Source organism: Microvirga roseola, from assembly GCF_020866965.1.
Classification (GTDB): domain Bacteria; phylum Pseudomonadota; class Alphaproteobacteria; order Rhizobiales; family Beijerinckiaceae; genus Microvirga; species Microvirga roseola.
Window position 1 is genome coordinate 15,866 of sequence record NZ_JAJATX010000026.1, and the last position, 17,801, is coordinate 33,666.

The 17,801-nt window shown below is 66.9% G+C and carries 15 protein-coding genes; 9 read left to right on the plus strand and 6 right to left on the minus strand.

Annotated features, from left to right (window positions below; translation table 11 throughout):
- Window positions 1-38: 38 nt before the first annotated feature.
- From hisS to LG661_RS15125, 3 genes are all read right to left on the minus strand, one after another.
- On the minus strand, window positions 39-1,523 hold the full coding sequence (gene hisS / locus LG661_RS15115; RefSeq protein WP_230532727.1) for a histidine--tRNA ligase: 1,485 nt from the start codon (window positions 1,521-1,523) through the stop codon (window positions 39-41).
- Between the two features lie 294 nt (window positions 1,524-1,817).
- Complete coding sequence (locus LG661_RS15120) at window positions 1,818-3,167, minus strand: aspartate aminotransferase family protein (RefSeq protein WP_230532728.1); 1,350 nt, start codon at window positions 3,165-3,167, stop codon at window positions 1,818-1,820.
- 102 nt (window positions 3,168-3,269) lie between these two features.
- Window positions 3,270-3,491: a heavy-metal-associated domain-containing protein gene (locus LG661_RS15125; protein ID WP_230532729.1), complete on the minus strand. Its 222-nt coding sequence runs from the start codon at window positions 3,489-3,491 to the stop codon at window positions 3,270-3,272.
- 150 nt (window positions 3,492-3,641) lie between these two features.
- Here LG661_RS15125 and LG661_RS15130 point away from each other — a divergent pair, with 150 nt between their 5' ends.
- Window positions 3,642-5,039, plus strand: coding sequence for an EAL domain-containing protein (locus LG661_RS15130; RefSeq protein ID WP_230532730.1), 1,398 nt, complete (start codon window positions 3,642-3,644; stop codon window positions 5,037-5,039).
- A gap of 51 nt (window positions 5,040-5,090) precedes the next feature.
- A complete protein-coding gene (locus LG661_RS15135; RefSeq protein WP_230532731.1) occupies window positions 5,091-5,969 on the plus strand; it encodes a TIGR01459 family HAD-type hydrolase in 879 nt (292 codons plus the stop codon).
- A 4-nt stretch (window positions 5,970-5,973) separates the two neighbouring features.
- Here the strand turns inward: LG661_RS15135 and LG661_RS15140 are convergent, their stop codons facing one another.
- Window positions 5,974-6,147 (minus strand): hypothetical protein, encoded by a 174-nt coding sequence (locus tag LG661_RS15140; RefSeq protein WP_230532732.1) that lies wholly within the window; start codon window positions 6,145-6,147, stop codon window positions 5,974-5,976.
- Window positions 6,148-6,256: 109 nt separating this feature from the next.
- Between LG661_RS15140 and LG661_RS15145 the strand changes: the two genes are divergently transcribed.
- Window positions 6,257-7,228 (plus strand): bifunctional riboflavin kinase/FAD synthetase, encoded by a 972-nt coding sequence (locus LG661_RS15145; RefSeq protein WP_407666722.1) that lies wholly within the window; start codon window positions 6,257-6,259, stop codon window positions 7,226-7,228.
- 6 nt (window positions 7,229-7,234) lie between these two features.
- On the opposite strand, the gene LG661_RS15150 is transcribed toward LG661_RS15145, so the two are convergent.
- Both LG661_RS15150 and msrB read right to left on the minus strand, forming a co-directional pair.
- Entirely contained in the window at window positions 7,235-8,410 is a 1,176-nt protein-coding gene (locus LG661_RS15150) for a DUF3095 domain-containing protein (RefSeq protein WP_230532733.1), read from the minus strand.
- 14 nt (window positions 8,411-8,424) lie between these two features.
- On the minus strand, window positions 8,425-8,925 hold the full coding sequence (gene msrB / locus LG661_RS15155; protein WP_230532734.1) for a peptide-methionine (R)-S-oxide reductase MsrB: 501 nt from the start codon (window positions 8,923-8,925) through the stop codon (window positions 8,425-8,427).
- Between the two features lie 287 nt (window positions 8,926-9,212).
- Here msrB and ileS point away from each other — a divergent pair, with 287 nt between their 5' ends.
- The 6 genes from ileS (at window position 9,213) to LG661_RS15185 (ending at window position 17,752) form a co-directional block, all read left to right on the plus strand.
- Window positions 9,213-12,158 (plus strand): isoleucine--tRNA ligase, encoded by a 2,946-nt coding sequence (gene ileS, locus LG661_RS15160; RefSeq protein WP_230532735.1) that lies wholly within the window; start codon window positions 9,213-9,215, stop codon window positions 12,156-12,158.
- An 83-nt stretch (window positions 12,159-12,241) separates the two neighbouring features.
- Window positions 12,242-12,700, plus strand: coding sequence for a signal peptidase II (gene lspA, locus LG661_RS15165; protein ID WP_230532755.1), 459 nt, complete (start codon window positions 12,242-12,244; stop codon window positions 12,698-12,700).
- A 77-nt stretch (window positions 12,701-12,777) separates the two neighbouring features.
- Window positions 12,778-13,410, plus strand: coding sequence for a hypothetical protein (locus tag LG661_RS15170; RefSeq protein ID WP_230532736.1), 633 nt, complete (start codon window positions 12,778-12,780; stop codon window positions 13,408-13,410).
- Between the two features lie 214 nt (window positions 13,411-13,624).
- Window positions 13,625-14,956 carry a M16 family metallopeptidase gene (locus tag LG661_RS15175; RefSeq protein ID WP_230532737.1) on the plus strand — a complete coding sequence of 444 codons (1,332 nt, stop codon included), beginning with the start codon at window positions 13,625-13,627 and terminating at the stop codon, window positions 14,954-14,956.
- A gap of 69 nt (window positions 14,957-15,025) precedes the next feature.
- Window positions 15,026-16,303 (plus strand): M16 family metallopeptidase, encoded by a 1,278-nt coding sequence (locus tag LG661_RS15180; protein WP_230532738.1) that lies wholly within the window; start codon window positions 15,026-15,028, stop codon window positions 16,301-16,303.
- Window positions 16,304-16,435: 132 nt separating this feature from the next.
- Window positions 16,436-17,752 carry a glucose-6-phosphate isomerase gene (locus LG661_RS15185; protein ID WP_230532739.1) on the plus strand — a complete coding sequence of 439 codons (1,317 nt, stop codon included), beginning with the start codon at window positions 16,436-16,438 and terminating at the stop codon, window positions 17,750-17,752.
- Window positions 17,753-17,801 lie beyond the last annotated feature (49 nt).

Consider the following 17,801-nt stretch of genomic DNA (forward strand, 5'->3'; position numbering starts at 1 on the left):
GACCTAGGGTCCGGGTTCCAGTATGACAGGGCGGCGGATCAGCCGAAATGCCGCCCCAGAACTTCGCGCACGGCCTCGACGAGCTTGTCCTCCGTCACCGAGAACTGGGCGGGACGCGCCGCCTTCCACTCGGCATTCGAGGCGATGGCCGAGGCCGCCTTCGCCCCCTCGATCAGGTCCTTGATCTCGACCTCGCCGCGCTCGCGCTCGTTGGAGCCCTGGATGATCGCGCAGGGGCTCTGCCGCCGGTCGGCATATTTCATCTGGGCCTTCATGCCCGACGAGCCGAGATAGAGCTCGGCGCGGATGCCGGCCTGGCGCAGCGTGGAGACCATGCGCTGATAGGTGGCGATCTGGTCGCGGTCCATCACCAGCACCACCACGGGGCCGGGCTTCTCGGCCCCCGAAACGATGGGGCTCTTGACCATCTGGAGCGCCGAGAGGAGGCGCGACACGCCGATGGAGAAGCCGGTGGCCGGAACGGGCTCGGACCGGAAGCGGCCCACGAGACCGTCATAGCGCCCGCCGCCGCCCACCGAGCCGAAGCGGACGGGACGCCCGTCCTCGTCCTGCACCTGGAAGGTGAGCTCGGCCTCATAGACGGGGCCGGTATAGTATTCGAGCCCGCGCACCACGGAGGGATCGATGGTCACGCGATCCTCGTATCCCGAACCCGCGACGAGGGACGCGATTTCCGCCAGCTCGTTCGCGCCCTCGAGGCCACGTTCCGATGTGCCGACGACCTTGCGCAGGTTCTCGACGGTCGCGGCGTTGTCCGCACCCTTGGCGGCGGTGAAGGCGAGCACCCGCTCGATGGCCTCGGGATTGAGCTCGGCGCCCTTGGTGAAATCGCCGCTCTCGTCCTTGCGGCCCGCGCCGAGGAGCTGGCGCACGCCCTCGGGACCGAGACGGTCCAGTTTGTCGATGGCGCGCAGCACTGTGAGGCGCTGGCCTGCCTTGTCCTCGCCGCCGAGGCCGATGGCTTCCAGCACGCCGTCGAGAACCTTGCGGTTGTTGACCTTGACGAGATAGTCGCTGCGCTTCAGCCCAAGCCGCTCCAGCGTGTCGGCGGCCATCATGCAGATCTCCGCATCCGCCGCGACCGAGGCTGCGCCCACCGTGTCGGCGTCGAACTGCATGAACTGGCGGAAGCGTCCGGGGCCGGGCTTCTCATTGCGAAAGACCCAGCCCGCGCGATAGCTGCGGTAGGGCTTCGGCAGAGCGTCGAAGTTCTCGGCCACGTAGCGGGCGAGCGGCGCGGTGAGATCATAGCGCAGCGACAGCCACTGCTCGTCGTCGTCCTGGAAGGAGAACACGCCCTCGTTCGGACGGTCCTGGTCGGGCAGGAACTTGCCCAGCGCGTCGGTATACTCGACGAAAGGCGTCTCCACCGCCTCGAAGCCGTAAAGCTCATACGTCTCGCGGATCGCCGCGAGCATGCGCTCGGTCGCGGCGAGATCGGCGGGACCCCGGTCGGCGAAGCCGCGCGGCGCGCGGGCCTTGATCGTGTCGGCCTTGGACATGGTTTTGTGCAGCCGTTGTCGTGAAGGAAAAACGTGCTGCGGTCCTAACCCGTGCAAAGGGGAGGGGCAAGGGCTTTGCCCTTTCGTGTCATCCCCGGCGAGCCGCAAGCGAGGGAAGGGGATCCATAGCGCCGAGCGTGCGGGTGGATTCCCTTCCCCTTCGCTGCGCTCCGGCCGGGAATGACACCCTCCTCGCCATCCCCGGACCTGTTCCGAGGATCCACGTCCTCAAGCCTTTAAAACGTGGATGGCCGGGACGAGCCCGGCCATGACGGTGGTGAGGTTTGCTCTTTCCTACGCCACAGCCTTGATCACTTTGGTGAGCTTCTCGACGATCTCGCCGATCTGCTCCTCGGTGACGATGAGGGGCGGAGACAGGGCGATGGTGTCGCCGGTGATGCGCATCATCAGGCCGAATTCCTGGAAGGCGCGGTCCATGGCCTCGAAGGCGCGTGCGCCCACCGCATCGGGACGCGAGGCGAGGTCGATGGCGCCCACGAGGCCGATGGTGCGGATGTCGAGCACGTTCGGCAGGCCCTTCAGCGAATGGATCGCATCGGCCCAGACCGGCTCCAGGGCCTTGGTCCGCTCGAAGAGCTTCTCGTCCCGGTAGATGTCCTGGGCCGCGAGCGCCGCCGCGCAGGCCAGCGGATGGCCGGAATAGGTGTAGCCGTGGAACAGCTCGATCATGTGCTCCGGACCCTTCATGAAGGTGTCGTAGAGCTCCTGGCGGACCATCACGCCGCCCATGGGCACGGTGCCGGAGTTCACGCCCTTGGCGAAGGTGATCATGTCGGGAACGACGTCGTAGCGCTCGGCGGCGAAGGCCGTGCCGAGGCGGCCGAAGCCGGTGATGACCTCGTCGAAGATCAGCAGGATGCCGTGCTTGTCGCAGAGCTGGCGCAGGCGCTGGAGATAGCCCTTGGGCGCGGCGATCACGCCGGTGGAGCCCGCCATCGGCTCCACGATCACGGTGGCGATGGTCGAGGCGTCGTGGAGCGTGACGATGCGCTCGAGCTCGTCGGCCAGATGCGCGCCCCATTCAGGCTCGCCCTTCGAGAAGGCCTGCTGCTCGCGGTTATAGGTGTGGGGCAGGTGGTCGACGCCGGCCAGGAGCGAGCCGAAGAACTGGCGGTTCTTGACGATGCCGCCCACCGAGATGCCGCCGAAGCCGACGCCGTGATAGCCGCGCTCGCGGCCGATCAGGCGCGTCTTGCTGCCCTGGCCCTTCACGTTCCAATAGGCCAGCGCCACCTTCAGGGCCGTGTCCACCGCCTCGGAGCCCGAGTTGCAGAAGAAGACGTGGTTTAGGTCGCCGGGGGCGAGCTGGGCGAGACGCGAGGCGATGGCGAAGCCGCCTGCATGGCCGAACTGAAAGGCGGGGGAGTAGTCGAGCTCGGCGGCTTGGGCCTGGATGGCCTGGGTGATCTCGTCCCGGTTATGGCCCGCGTTGCAGCACCACAGGCCCGCCGCGCCGTCGATCACTTCGCGGCCCTCGGGGGTGTAGTAGTACATGCCCTTGGCGCGGGCGACCATGCGGGGCCGCTGCTTGAAGGAGCGGTTCGCCGTGAACGGAAGCCACCAGGCATCCAGATCGTTGGGCGATGAAAGGTCGTTGGCGGCTCTGGATGTCTGAGCGGTCATGGGCAGTCCCCGGTGGTGGATTTCCGGTTCAGCCTATCAGCCGTTCTTAAGCCCCGCAAAAGGAACTTCGCCGGGAGCCATGCCCAAGGCGCAACCCTCGCTTCAGAGGGTCATGGCGCGCGCCTCGTAGCCCGCAGCGTTGAGTGCCTGGGCGATCTCCAGGCTCTGGGCGCAGGTGCTGACATGCACGCGTCCGTGCTCCAGGTCCACGTCGACTTTTGCGCTGGGATCGAGCCGCTGGATGGCCTTGGTGACAGAGTTGACGCAGCCCTGGCAGGTCATGCCATCGACCTGCATCAGCAGATCTTTTCGAGTTTCTTCCATGGCTCTCTCCTTCAGTCGGGCCGATGATGATGGTCTTTTCGGAAAAAAGGGCCTTGCGGAAAGGGGTGCTTGTCCTTCAAGTCCCAATGATACAACATCATTACGTTTCCGATTCGCTTGTTTCGCCGAGCCAGGGGAGCGGGGGCACCCATGGTGACTATGATAGACAGAGTACAATTCCTAAAAGGAGCGGAGGCGAAATGGTTCGCCTTCGCCCTGGCATCCGTGGCGGCGGCCGTTTCGGCGCTCGCGCCTCTGGAGGCCGGCGTCGCCGTTCCGGTTCTGGTTTTCCTGAGCGTCGCATCCCTGTCTGGTCTCGCCTTCGCAGGCCTGAGCGCCATGGAGGCCTCGAAGGCTGCCCGGCAGGCCGCCGCCGATTGCGAGCGGCTGGCGAACCGGCTGGCGCGCCTCGAGCAGCAATCGCAGGCTCCGACCGCAAGCCCGGTCCTGCGCACGACCATGGCGGAGGTCACCGGCACGGTGGGGCTCCTCGGCGGCGTCGTGCGGGAGCTGGCCAAGAACGTCGCCGCGCAGAACCGCGACGTTGCCAAGATCAAGGACACCCTGAAGGTCGGGCCGAAGGGGCGCAGCGAAACTGAGAAGGACGCGCCGGCCCTCAAGGTCGCGCCGGAGCCGCACCCGGTTCACGAGCCGTCCCGCGAGGCATCCGGGGCCGAGCCCGAGCCGTCCCTGCTGCCGACCGCCTGGAAATCGACGGAGGACGAGCTTCGCCGCATGCGGCTCGTCATGCAGGCCTTCGAGGCCGACCGGATCGAGCTGCACCTCCAGCCCATCGTCGCCCTGCCACAGCGCAAGATCCGCTTCTACGAGGCGCTGGCCCGCCTGCGCCTCGCGGACGGGACGCTGCTGGGCCCCTCCGAATTCCTGATGTTCCTTGAGCGGCTGGGCCGCGCCCCGGAATTCGACCGCCGGATCCTCAACCGCGCCATGACCGTGGCCCGCCACCTCATCTCCCGCGGGAGCGAGGCCATCGTGGGCGTGAACCTGTCCTCCCACTCCATCAAGGCGCCGGATTTTCTCTGGTCCCTGACCGGGCTCGTCGATGCGGCGCCCGAGATTCTCGGCAAGATCGTGCTGGAACTGCCCGCGGGCGATTTTCAGCGCCTCGATGCGGACCGGAGGGCGGCGCTTGCGGCGCTCTCCGAGAGGGGCGTGCCCCTGTCGCTGGACCGGGCCGCCGACCTCGCCTTCGATGCCCGGCTCCTGGCCGATGGCGGCATCCGGTTCCTGAAGGCGCCCGCCGAACTGATGATCGCCGCCGCCGAGCAGGAGCAGCGCGATCCGGGCGCGGAGCGCAGCATTCGCGACGTCGCCTCGGCCCTGCGCCGCGAAGGCATCAGGCTCATCGCGGAGCATGTGGAGCATGAGGAGATGGTGCCGGTGCTCGCCGAGCTGGGCGTTCCCCTGGCACAGGGCTTCATCTTCGCCGCGCCCCGTGCGGTGCGGGGCGAGGTGTTCGGCGAAAAGGGGGAGGCGCACCCTGCCTCCGCCGGGGACGGGCGCTCCCTCCTGCGCCGCGCCGGTTGACTTCCAGGGCGCGAGGGCCTACCCGCCCGGGCTCGCAACCTGTGAGATCCCATGACCGCCCTGTCCCGTCCCGCTCTCGTCGATGGCCTGCAATCCCTGGCCGCTGGCTACGATCTCGTCCTCTGCGACGTCTGGGGCGTGCTGCATAACGGCGTGAAGGCCTACGAGGCCGCAAGCGATGCGCTCACCCGCTTCTGCAACGGGGGAGGGCGGGTGATCCTCGTCTCCAATGCGCCGCGCCCGGGATCGGCGGTCGCCGCCCAGCTCGACGGCTTCGGCGTGCCCCGCACGGCCTATGACGCCATCGTCACCTCCGGCGACCTGACGCGGCTCGCCATTCAGGAGCGCATCGACAAGGTCGTGCATCATATCGGGCCGCCCCGCGACATGCCGATCTACGACGGTCTCGACGTCCGCTTCGGCTCCATCCAGGAGGCCGACTACGTCGTCTGCTCCGGCTTCGACAACGACGAGACGGAGACGGTGGAGGATTATCGCGCGCGTCTTCAGGCGATGCTGGACCGGAAGCTCCTGATGGTCTGCGCCAATCCGGACCTCGTGGTCGAGCGCGGACACCTGATGCTCCCCTGCGCCGGGGCGATCGCGCTCGCCTACGAGGAGATGGGCGGAACGGCCTTCTATGCGGGCAAGCCGCACGGGCCGGTCTATGGCAGGGCTCTGTCGCTCGCCGCCGAGCTGAACGGCCGCCCCGTCGCGAAGGAGCGCGTGCTCGCCATCGGCGACGCGATCCGCACCGACATCGCCGGAGCCGCGGCCTTCGGGATCGACTCCCTTCTCGTCGCCAAGGGCATCCATGCGGAGGAACTCGGCCTCCACCGGGGCGACCTCGTCTCCGACCATGTGCAGGACTGGGTCGACCGGCAGCCGGTCATGCCGACGGCGATCACCGATCTCCTGTCCTGGACGTGATCACTCAGGGGCCGTCGTATCCCGGACGGGCGCCTTCGCACCGTCCCTGCTCGTAATCCCATGCTCCGCCGGCATCGAGACAGTAGTCGACCTTTCCGGATTCGGTCTGGTCCCAGATAAAGAGAGCCACCCAGAGCGCAGCGAAGGTTGCGATGACGGCGACAAAGGCTTTCAGCATGATCCCGCTTCCGTGATGCGGCGTAGCCGTTAGACCGGCGCATCGGAGGAGTCGAGGCTTGACCCAGGGGGTGCTTTTCGACAGGGTCGCGCCCACACCGAACGCCATCATGATGAGCTCCGACGCTTTCTCCCACCGATCCGCCTCTTTCGTCGTCTGCCGGGACGGCGAGCCCGTGCCTGAGAGCCTCGAGGCCGCCATGGCGGCCATCGGCAATTTCGACGGCGTGCATCGGGGACATCGGCACTTGCTGGACATGGCCATGGGGTCGGGCAGGCCCGCCGCGGTCGTGACCTTCGAGCCGCATCCGCGCAGCTTCTTCCAGCCGGACAAGCCCCTCTTTCGCCTGACGCCGGAGCCGGTGAAGCTTCGGATCCTGGAGCGTCTCGGCCTTGCCGGAGCCTTCGTGCGCCGCTTCGACAGGGCGCTTGCCTCCCTCACGGCGGAGCAGTTCGTGGATCTGCTGGCACGGGATCTGCTGCTCTCGGGCGTGGTGATCGGCCACGACTTCCATTTCGGCCGCGGGCGGGAGGGCAATCCCGAGCGGATGCGCGAGTTCTGCCGCGAGCGTGGGCTCGAATGTCTCGTCGCCCCGGCCGTGGTCGAGGGCACGGAGCCTGTCTCCTCGAGCGCCATCCGCGCGGCGCTCGAGGCGGGCGACCTTGCGCTCGCCAACCGGCTCCTCGGCTATCGCTGGTTCGTCCGCGCGGAAGTCCGTCACGGCGAGAAGCGCGGGCGTGTGCTGGGCTATCCCACCGCCAATATGCGCCTTCCCGACGATTGCCGCCTCCGGCACGGCATCTATGCGGTGCGCGCCTCGGTCGGCGGCAGGCTGGTCGACGGTGTGGCGAGCTTCGGCCGCCGCCCGACCTTCGACAACGGCGCGCCGCTTCTGGAAACGCACCTCTTCGACTTTGCGGGCGATCTGTACGGCCAGGTTCTCGATGTGGAGTTCGTCGGCTGGATCAGGGGCGAGGAGCGCTTCGACGGGATCGAGGCGCTGATTGCCCAGATGAACCGGGACTCGGTGGAGGCGAAAAGAATGCTGGTCGAGGACCAAACCGCCTCGATCATCGGGTGAGATCGGTCACACCGCAGGCTTCAAAGCCCGCGCCGCCATGGCGTAGCCGCCCATGGCTCCGTCCACGAAATGAACATGGTCGCTGCGGCTGGGCGAGGGCACGAAGCAGGTCATGAGGGCTGCGTCCTGCCGGTGCAGGCCATAGCGGGCGATGCCGTCCTCCTCCGCCGATGCGAGCAGGGCCTCCATGCGGTCGGCCAGGGCCGGCGTGCAGTCCAGGGTCATCCGCAGGCCGTCGTCGAACTTGCGGAAATCCGTGTTCTCGACGAGCTGGCGCTTGTAGCGCGCCGGGTCGAAACCGCCCATGGGCAGGCCGAACCGGAGCACCATGTAGGAGGTGAGCCGGCGCGCCGCCAAGCGGGCATAGTCCAGAAGGGACAATCCCGATGCCCTGGACGTCGCCATGGCTTCTTCCCGGAACCCTTGGAAGGGGCTGCCGAGCTTCGGGCCGCCTTCCGGCACGGGCCTCCGGGCCTCCGTCCTGTCCTCGGCGAGCGCGAGGACCTTCGCTACGAGGGCATTGAAGGTTGGCATGTCCCCCTTGGGGCCGGGAAGCAGGATGAGGGAGAGAATGATGCCGCGCTCCGGCCTGATCTCGTCGAAGCGGCACGACAGGCCGGCGAGATCCGGCAGCGTCCCGGGCGCAGCCGGAGGAATGGCGAAGGCGCCTTCCTTCAGTTGCCGCTCGGCATAGGCCAGGCCGCCGCCGGAGAACATGGCGTAGGTCACATCCGGCGAGGCGGCGAACCTGGCGAGGCGGACATCGTAACCCTGCGCCCGGACGGCGGAGACCGGCACGAGCCCGATCCGCAGCTCGAACCCGAAGGCGTCCCGCACCCAGGCAGCGACGGCCGCAAGCGCCTCCCTGGCCAGGGGCTCCTGCGTGCCGGGAAGGGCGAAGCTTGCGCCATCGCCGCTGAAGACGAAAGGAAAGTCGCTGTGCCCCAGCCTGTTGGCGACCGCCGCGATCACGGAGGCGGCGCCCGTGTTGACCTCCTTGTAGCGTCCGGCCTCGATGGCGGCGGTGGAGCGGACGATATCGGCAAGGCCCAGCACCCAGCCTTCCGGCAGGGGTCTGTAGAGGTCCGCATCCGTCAGCTGCGAGAAACGGTCGATGACGGGCAGGCCTGTGTAGAACGCCTCGCCCGCGGCCTCGTCTCTCTTCGTCACGCCACCTGCCATGAGGCTGGCTCCATTCAGGCCGGCGTGCCCTCCGGCGCGCCCCGGCCCAGATCGTCCGGCAGGGGATCGCCTTCCGCCACGAAGCGCATGGAGACCGAGTTCATGCAGTAGCGCTCGCCTGTGGGGGGAGGGCCGTCGTCGAAGACGTGGCCCAGATGGCCCTGGCAGCGGGCGCAGCGGATCTCCGTGCGGACCATGCCGTAGCTGGTGTCCCGCACGAAGGCGATGTGGGAGCGGTCGATGGGATCGAAGAAGCTCGGCCAGCCCGTGCCGGATTCGAACTTGGTGCCGGCGTGGAAGAGGGGGAGGCCGCAGAGCCGGCAGCAATAGGTGCCTTTCTCCTTGGCATCGTTGAAGATCCCGCAGAAGGGGCGCTCGGTGCCGTGCTCCAGCAGGACCCGGCGCTCCTCGTCGTCGAGATCGTCCACGAGCCTGCGGTAATCCTTAGGGCTCGGCGGCGTCAGGTCGAAACCGGCCTCGGAGCGCTGTCCTGCCGTGGTGGTCGTATCAGCCATCGTTCGGTCCTTTCTGCCTCTCCGGACAAAGGGCTCTGGAGGTGCTTTCCGCCTTAAATAGGAGGCCTTCGGCGAAATCACCACGCTTTATTATCCGGCCCGGCGCTGCTAAAAGGCTCCCATGTCCATGGCTTTTCAGGCTTTGATAGCGGCCCGCATCCGCGCGGCGCGAATTATCGGCCCGGCCTTCGCGTGACCCGCGAGGGTCCGGGATCTGAGCCGTTCGCCCTGAATAATGCCCCGATGCGACCTGCCTTCCGCAGGCCATCCCAGACCGATTGACCGTCATGTCCGAGAAAACCGAAGCCGCCGCGCGCGACTATTCCGAAACCCTGTTCCTGCCGCAGACCGAGTTCCCCATGCGGGCCGGCCTGCCTCAGCGCGAGCCGGATATCCTCCGGCGCTGGAACGAGATCAGGCTCTACGAGCGCCTGCGCGAGGTCCAGAAGGGTCGTCACCGCTTCGTGCTGCATGACGGGCCTCCCTATGCCAACGGCAACATCCATATCGGCCACGCCCTCAACAAGATCCTGAAGGATCTGGTGGTGCGCTCGCAAGGCATGCTCGGCTTCGATTCCAACTACGTGCCCGGCTGGGACTGCCACGGCCTTCCCATCGAGTGGAAGATCGAGGAGGAGTACCGCGCCAAGGGCAAGAACAAGGACGATGTCGACATCGTCGAGTTCCGCCGCGAGTGCCGGGCCTTCGCCGAGAAATGGATCGACGTGCAGCGCGAGGAGTTCAAGCGTCTCGGCGTCGAGGGCGACTGGACGCATCCCTACCAGACCATGTCCTACGACGCGGAAGCGCAGATCGCCCGCGAGATCATGAAGTTCGCGGTGAGCGATCAGCTCTATCGCGGCTCCAAGCCCGTCATGTGGTCATCCGTCGAGAAGACCGCGCTCGCCGAGGCCGAGGTCGAGTACCACGAGAAGACCTCTACCACGATCTGGGTGAAGTTCGCGATTACAAACACCGTCGACAATGATCTGACGGACGCCTCCGTCGTCATCTGGACCACCACACCCTGGACGATCCCCGCCAACCGCTCCATCGCCTATGGTGAGACCATCGCTTACGGCCTCTACACGGTCACGGATGCGGCCGAGGACAACTGGGCGAAGGTGGGCGACCGCCTCGTCATCGCCGACAAGCTCGCCGCCGACGTATTCGCAGCGGCGCGCGTCGCCGCTTACGAGCGCGTGAAGGACGTGCTGCCGGCGACGGTCGAGCGTTGCGCCCATCCGTTCCGCGGGCTCGACGGCGCGAACGGCTACTGGGACTTCGCCGTGCCGATGCTTCCGGCAGACTACGTCACCGACGATGCGGGCACGGGCTTCGTGCATACCGCTCCGGGTCACGGCGCGGACGACTACAACACTTATGTGAAGCACCGCGACGTGTTCGCGGCATGCGGCACGAAAGAAGTGCCGCACACGGTTTCCCCGGATTCGTCCTACTTCCCCGACGTGCCGTTCTTCGCGGGCGAGCGCATCTACGACGACAAGGGCAAGGATGCGGGCGCGAACGAGGCCGTCATCAGGAAGCTCGTCGAGGTCGGAGCGCTGATCGCGCGCGGCCGTCTCAAGCACCAGTATCCGCATTCCTGGCGCTCCAAGGGGCCGCTCATCTTCCGCAACACTCCGCAATGGTTCATCGCCATGGACAAGCCGCTGGACGACAAAGGCGACACGCTCCGCCAGCGCGCGCTCCAGGGTATCGAGAACGTGCAGTGGGTGCCGGAATCCGGCGAGAACCGCATCACCGGCATGATCGCGAACCGTCCCGACTGGGTCGTCTCGCGCCAGCGCGCCTGGGGCGTGCCGATCGCCGTCTTCGTCAGGAAGGGCACGAACGAGATCCTCAAGGACGAGAAGGTCAATGCCGCCATCGCGGAAGCCTTCGAGAAGGAGGGCGCCGATGCGTGGTATGCCGATGACGGATCCCGCTTCCTGAAAGCAGGCGGATACGACCTGAGCGACTACGAGAAGGTCAACGACATCCTCGACGTGTGGTTCGATTCCGGCTGCACCCATGCCTTCGCGCTCGAGAAGCGCCCGGACCTGCACGTCCGGCGCAAGGTCGATGGCGGCTCCGACCAGGTGATGTATCTCGAAGGATCGGACCAGCATCGCGGCTGGTTCCACTCCTCGCTTCTGGAAAGCTGCGGCACCCGCGGCCGCGCGCCCTACGACATCGTCGTGACGCACGGCTTCACGCTCGACGAGCAGGGCCGCAAGATGTCGAAGTCGCTCGGCAACACCGTCGCGCCGCAGACGATCATCAAGGATTACGGCGCGGACATCCTGCGTCTCTGGACGGCGTCGGTGGATTATTGGGACGATCAGCGCATCGGCCCCGAGATCATCAAGACGACGGCGGAGACCTACCGCAAGCTGCGCAACACGATCCGCTGGATGCTGGGCTCGCTCGCCCATTTCCGCGAGGCGGACAAGGTGGCCTTTTCCGACATGCCGGAGCTGGAGCGCTTCGTGCTGCATCGCCTCGTCGAACTCGACGGCGAGATGCGCGAGGCCTATGGCAGCTACGACTACAAGCGAGTGGTGGCGCTCCTCAACTCCTTCATGACCACGGACCTGTCGGCCTTCTACTTCGACGTCCGCAAGGACACGCTCTACTGCGATCCGATCTCGAGCGGCATCCGCAAGAGCGCGCTCACGGTGATCGACCAGACCTTCCGCTGCGTGGCGACGTGGATCGCGCCGATCCTCGCCTTCACGGCGGAGGAGGCGTGGCTCGCGCGCTATCCCGACGCCGAGTCGGTGCATATCGAGACCTTCCCGGAAGTGCCTGCGGAATGGCGCAACGATGCGCTGGCCGAGCGCTGGGCGAAGGTCCGCCGCGTCCGCCGCGTGGTGACGGGCGCGCTGGAGATCGAGCGCGCGCAGAAGCGCATCGGCGCGAGCCTGGAGGCCGCTCCGGTGGTCCACATCGCCGACGAGGGACTCTTCCAGGCCGTGCAGGGTCTCGACATGGCCGAGATCTGCATCACGTCCGACATCCGGGTGGTGCAGGGCGAGGGGCCCGCGGATGCCTTCCGCCTCGAGGAGGTCAAGGGCGTGGCCGTGGTGCCGACCCTGGCCGAGGGACGCAAATGCGCCCGCTCGTGGAAGGTCACGCCCGATGTCGGTTCCGATCCGGATTACCCGGACGTGACGCCCCGCGACGCCATGGCGCTGCGGGAGTGGGATCAGGCGAGGGCGGCCGCGTGACGGGGAGCTCCTCTTCCAGACAGGCGCGCCCCGAGGCTTCCCGGAGGCGCGAGACGGCTTCCGCTTACGGCTTCGCCGCCGCCCTGATCACCCTCGTGCTCGATCAGGCGACGAAGCTCTACACGCTGTTCATCTATGACCTGCCCGTGAAGGAGCCGGTCGAGCTGACGCCGTTCATCAACCTGATCGTGGTCTGGAACCGGGGCATTTCCTATGGGCTTTTCCAGCAGAACAGCGATCTGGGCCGCTGGATCCTGATCGTCATCTCGATCCTGGCCTCCATCGGCCTGTCCGTGTGGATCAGTCGCACGACGGGGCGGGCCCTGTCCCTGTCCCTGGGGCTCATCGTCGGCGGGGCCGTCGGCAACGTCATCGACCGGCTCGCCTATGGGGCCGTGTTCGATTTCATCCAGCTCCATATGGGGACCTGGTCCTGGTACGTCTTCAACGTGGCGGATGCCGCCATCGTTGCGGGGGTGGTCGGATTGCTTTATGACTCCTTCGTGCTGGAGGGGAGGCGGGTGCGCCGATCAGACGCCTGAAGCGTCGGGCCGCCTTATGTTCGCCGGAATGTCCGATCAGGCGTTCCAGCCACAACGACAACCGGATGGTGGGTGCCATGAAGGGAATGAAGATTTTGGGTTGCGCGGGCGCTCTCGGGCTGCTGATCGCCGCGACTGGCGCGCAGGCTGAGGAAGGCGAGGCTATCAAGAGCCTTCTCGGCAGCATCGGCATCATTCCCAAGGAAAAGCCGCCCATCGTCTACAACGAGCGCGCTCCGCTCGTGCTGCCGCCGAAGATGGATCTGCGTCCCCCGGCGCCTGGCAGCTCGGAAGCGGCCAACTGGCCGAAGGATCCGGACGTGGCCGCCCGCCGCAAGGCGGCTGCGGAGGCCCGGAAGCCCTATACGGAAACCGAGCTCTACAAGAACAGCAATGCCAAGCCTCTCTCCATCGAGGAGATGCGCGCCGGCCGTAACCCGAACAATTACGTGTCCAGCGTTCCCGGCCCGGTGGGCGGGCAGGCCGAGAAGAGCATCATGACTCCGGACGAGCTTCGCTCCTTCCGGACGACGGACGAGACCGTCCAGCTTTCGGGCGACGGCCTGGAGCGCCGCTATCTCAGCGACCCGCCGGCCGGCCTGCTCAAGGCGGCCAAGGGCGCCCCGCTCAAGGCCTCGCAGGATCCGCAGGGCGTCGGCGATCCCGACAGCCCCTACGCCTTCATCCGCGAACAAGAGCGGCGGCGCTAAGGCTCTCCCATTTCTCCCCTTTTCAGGCGAACGGGTCTCCCCCGGTTCGCCTGAAACCTTTCTAGGGGTCCAAAAGGCCAAGCCTCGCTCGTCTTCAGGCGCAAATCGTGTCGCACCCTGAAGGATTCCTGCCCCGCTTGCGTGCTTTCCCGTTTGGACTATTCCCGTAGGCGAATCCTACGAAACGATTTGATTCCGTTAAGGTTGAAGTGTCATGCAGACTGCCTCCAAGCCCTTACATCGAGCCGACACATCCTCTTTCGGGCGGACGGAGGGCAGCGGTCCGAACCTGTCGTCCTTTACGCTCGACAACGGCCTCGACGTCGTCGTGATCCCGGACCATCGGGTGCCGGTCGTGACGCATATGGTGTGGTACCGCAACGGCTCGGCGGACGATCCGCTGGGTCAGTCCGGCATCGCGCACTTCCTCGAGCACCTGATGTTCAAGGGTACGCAGAAGCATCCGGCCGGCGAGTTCTCGAAGGTCATTTCGGGTCTCGGCGGTCAGGAGAACGCCTTCACCTCCTTCGACTACACGGCTTATTTCCAGCGCGTCGCCCGCGAGCACCTCAAGACCATGATGGAGTTCGAGTCCGACCGCATGACGAACCTCCTGCTCGAGGAATCGGTCATCGCGCCTGAGCGGGACGTGGTGCTGGAGGAGCGGCGCATGCGGGTCGAGACCGATCCCTCCGCCCAGCTCTCCGAGGCCATGGCGGCCTCCCTCTTCGTGCATCATCCCTACGGCATCCCGATCATCGGCTGGATGCACGAGATCGAGACCCTCAACCGTGAGCACGCCCTCGACTACTACCGCCGCTTCTACACCCCCGAGAACGGCATCCTGGTCGTTGCAGGCGACGTGACCGAGGACGAGGTGCGCCGCCTGGCCGAGGGCACCTATGGCCGCATCGCGCCGCAGGGCAAGCGCCCCATGCGCATCCGCCCCCGCGAGCCCGAGCCCGTGGCCGCCCGCCGCATCGCCGTGGCGGATCCCAAGGTCGAGCAGGAGACCCTGCAGCGGCTCTATCTCGTGCCGTCCTGCCGCACGGCCTCGCACCGGGACTGCTATTCCCTCGAGCTGCTGGCCGAGGTGATCGGCGGCGGCCCGACCTCCTACCTCTACCGCAAGCTCGTGCTCGAGCGCGGCATCGCCGTGAATGCGGGCGCCTGGTACATGTCCTCCGCCATGGAGGACACCCGCTTCTCCGTCTATGCGGTTCCGGCCGAGGGCGTCTCCCTGCCTCAGCTTGAGGAGGCTGTGGATCAGGTGCTGAAGACGATTCCGTCGGAGGCGCTGGATTCCGACTCCATCGAGCGCGCCAAGACCCGCCTCGTGGCCGAGACGATCTATTCCACGGACAGCCAATCCTCGCTCGCCCGCATCTACGGTTCGGCGCTCGCCATCGGCGAGACCATCGAGGACGTGCGCCATTGGCCGGTCGGCATCGAGGCCGTCCTCAAGGACGATCTCGCGGCTACTGCCGAGCGCTATCTCGTCCAGCGCCGTTCGGTAACGGGCTATCTGCAGAAATCCGAGGCCTGACGCGCCGCAACGATTCGACGGAGCGCGGCCCTTCGGCCGGACGCTCCGCTCAAAAGCACTGAGGTCACAATGACAGCTTCTGTCGCAACCCGGTCTTCCTCCCCCACCACGGTGAAGGCTCTCACATCCCCCGGCGGCGTGGAGGCCTGGCACGTCGAATCCGACGTGGTGCCGCTGATCGCCGTCTCCTTCATCTTCGAGGGCGGCTCGGCGCACGATCCCGCGGACAAGCCTGGCGTGGCGCAGATGCTCGCCCGCCTGCTCGACGAAGGTGCGGGCGATCTCAACTCCGACGCCTTCCAGGAGCGGCTGGCCGCGCGCGCCATCGAGCTGTCCTTCAATGCCGGCAACGACGCCATCGGCGGCTCGCTGAAGACCCTGGTCAAGCATGCGGACGAAGCCTTCGAACTGCTTCGCATGGCGCTCGCCGAGCCGCGCTTCGATCAGGACGCCATCGAGCGGGTGCGGGCGCAGACCATCGCGGGCCTGCGCTATCAGCAGAACGATCCGGGCGTCATGGCGACCCGCCGCTTCTTCGAGGAGGGTTTTGCCGGCCATCCTTACGGCCGCCCGACCTCCGGCACGCCCGAGAGCGTGGCCGCGATCACGCGGGGCGACATCGTCGACATGCACCGGGCGATGATCGCACGCGGCCGCATCAAGGTCGCGGTCGTCGGCGCCATCGATGCGGACCGCCTCGCGGGACTGCTCGACAGGGTGTTCGGCTCCCTGCCGGAGGCCCAGCCTCTCGGCATCATCGAGCCTGCGGTGCTCCAGAAGATCGGCGAGCGCATCGTGGTTGACCTCGACGTGCCGCAATCCGTGATCCGCTTCGGCATGCACGGCATCGCCTGGCGCGATCCCGGCTTCATCCCGGCCTATGTGCTCAACCACATCCTCGGCGGCGGCGCCTTCACCTCGCGCCTCTTCCAGGAGGTGCGCGAGAAGCGGGGTCTCGCCTACAGCGTCGGCACGTCGCTCGTGAGCTACCGCGCCGCCTCCATGACCTGGGGCTACACCGCCACCAAGAACGAGCGCGTGACCGAGGCGCTCGACGTCATTTCCGGCGAGATGGCGCGCCTGAGGGACGAGGGGCCCTCCGACGAGGAGCTTCAGAAGGCGAAGGATTACCTCATCGGCTCCTACGCGCTGGGCTTCGATACCTCGACCAAGATCGCCCATACCCTGGTGCAGATCGCCTTCGAGGGCCTCGGCATCGACTACATCGCCCGCCGCAATGGTCTTGTCGGCGCCGTGACGCAGGCCGACATCCGCACGGCCGCGGACCGCATCATCGGCGACGGCCGCATGCTGACCGTCATCGCAGGACGACCGACCGGGCTGTGAGCTCCGGCCGCAATTCGCGCACTCACCTTTCAGAGCGGCCCGGAATTCATAGGGATTCCGGGCCGCTCTGGTCTCTGCTCCCACTCTGCCCTAATGTCTCGCTCCACCATTCACGCGTTGGAGCATTCTCTCATGGCCCTGCAGCAATCGATCGATCTTGCCCTGGAAGCCCATATCGGGGGATGCGGTCTGCCGCAGGCGGCGCTCGATGCCGCGCTGGAGAAGGTCGGGGAGGCCATGAAGCGGCTCTCCGAGGACGATTCTTCGGGCCGGCTGCCGCTCCTGCACATGCCGGGCACGACCGAAGACCTCGCCAGCATCTGCGAGGCAGCCGCCTGGCTGCGCCGGGATGCGACGGATGTGGTCTTCCTCGGCACCGGCGGATCGAGCCTCGGCGGCCAGACCCTGGCGCAGCTGCGGGACTATGCGGTGCCGGGCGCGGGCCGCTTTACGGAAAGCCCGCGGGTCCATTTCCTCGACAATCTCGACCCCGTCACCTTCGACCATATCCTGCACAAGCTGCCCCATTCCTCGACGCGCTTCGTCGCGATCTCGAAATCGGGGGGCACGGGCGAGACCCTGATGCAAACCATCGCCGTGCTCTCCGAATTCTCCAAGGCGGGCCTGAGAGCGCAGCCCGGCGACATGATGCTCGGCCTCTCCGAGCCGAGGAAGCAGGGCGGCAGGAATGCGCTTCGCGACCTTCTCGAGCCGGAAGGGGTGCGCTTCCTGGAGCACCACACCGGCATCGGCGGGCGTTACTCGGTGCTCAACAATGTGGGTCTGCTCCCCGCCGCCGTGCTGGGCCTGAACATCGATGCGATCCGCGAGGGCGCGGCGGAGGCCTATGAGCCCTTCCGCTCCGGCCGGAGCGCCAAGGATGCCCCGGCGGCTCTTGGAGCAGCCCTCAATGTTGCCGCGGCAGGCCAGGGCAAGGGCATTGCCGTCGCCATGGCCTATGCGGATCGGCTGGAGCGCTTCACCCGCTGGTGGGTGCAGCTCTGGGCCGAGAGCATCGGCAAGGACGGCCATGGCACCCAGCCGGTGGCCGCCATCGGCCCGGTGGATCAGCACAGTCAGCTCCAGCTCTACCTCGCCGGCCCCAACGACAAGCTCTTCACCGTGATGACCACGGGCGTGGCGGGGAAGGGGCCCCGCATGGACGAGAAGCTGGCGCAGCGCGCCGGCGAGACGGGCTTCGCGGGCAAGAGCATCGGCGACCTCGTGGCGGCCCAGGGCCGCGCCACCGCCGACACGCTCGCCAAGAACGGCCGCCCGACCCGGCGCATCCATGTGGAGACGCTCGACGAGCGGGCGCTGGGCGAGCTGCTCATGCATTTCATGCTGGAGACCATCCTCACCGGCTACGCCCTCGGCGTCGATCCCTTCGACCAGCCGGCGGTGGAGGAGGGCAAGATCCTGGCGAAGCAGTATCTCGCGCAAGGGTGAGCCCGGACAAATCGAAAGCGGATTGCGATTGGGGTGAAATCGCAATCCG

Coding starts and splice junctions, on each gene's coding strand:
- hisS (WP_230532727.1), bottom strand. CDS start 1,523: ATGTCCAAGGCCGACACGATCAAGGCCCGCGCGCCGCGCGGCTTCGCC.
- LG661_RS15120 (WP_230532728.1), bottom strand. CDS start 3,167: ATGACCGCTCAGACATCCAGAGCCGCCAACGACCTTTCATCGCCCAAC.
- LG661_RS15125 (WP_230532729.1), bottom strand. CDS start 3,491: ATGGAAGAAACTCGAAAAGATCTGCTGATGCAGGTCGATGGCATGACC.
- LG661_RS15130 (WP_230532730.1), top strand. CDS start 3,642: ATGGTGACTATGATAGACAGAGTACAATTCCTAAAAGGAGCGGAGGCG.
- LG661_RS15135 (WP_230532731.1), top strand. CDS start 5,091: ATGACCGCCCTGTCCCGTCCCGCTCTCGTCGATGGCCTGCAATCCCTG.
- LG661_RS15140 (WP_230532732.1), bottom strand. CDS start 6,147: ATGCTGAAAGCCTTTGTCGCCGTCATCGCAACCTTCGCTGCGCTCTGG.
- LG661_RS15145 (WP_407666722.1), top strand. CDS start 6,257: ATGATGAGCTCCGACGCTTTCTCCCACCGATCCGCCTCTTTCGTCGTC.
- LG661_RS15150 (WP_230532733.1), bottom strand. CDS start 8,410: ATGGCAGGTGGCGTGACGAAGAGAGACGAGGCCGCGGGCGAGGCGTTC.
- msrB (WP_230532734.1), bottom strand. CDS start 8,925: ATGGCTGATACGACCACCACGGCAGGACAGCGCTCCGAGGCCGGTTTC.
- ileS (WP_230532735.1), top strand. CDS start 9,213: ATGTCCGAGAAAACCGAAGCCGCCGCGCGCGACTATTCCGAAACCCTG.
- LG661_RS15170 (WP_230532736.1), top strand. CDS start 12,778: ATGAAGGGAATGAAGATTTTGGGTTGCGCGGGCGCTCTCGGGCTGCTG.
- LG661_RS15175 (WP_230532737.1), top strand. CDS start 13,625: ATGCAGACTGCCTCCAAGCCCTTACATCGAGCCGACACATCCTCTTTC.
- LG661_RS15180 (WP_230532738.1), top strand. CDS start 15,026: ATGACAGCTTCTGTCGCAACCCGGTCTTCCTCCCCCACCACGGTGAAG.
- LG661_RS15185 (WP_230532739.1), top strand. CDS start 16,436: ATGGCCCTGCAGCAATCGATCGATCTTGCCCTGGAAGCCCATATCGGG.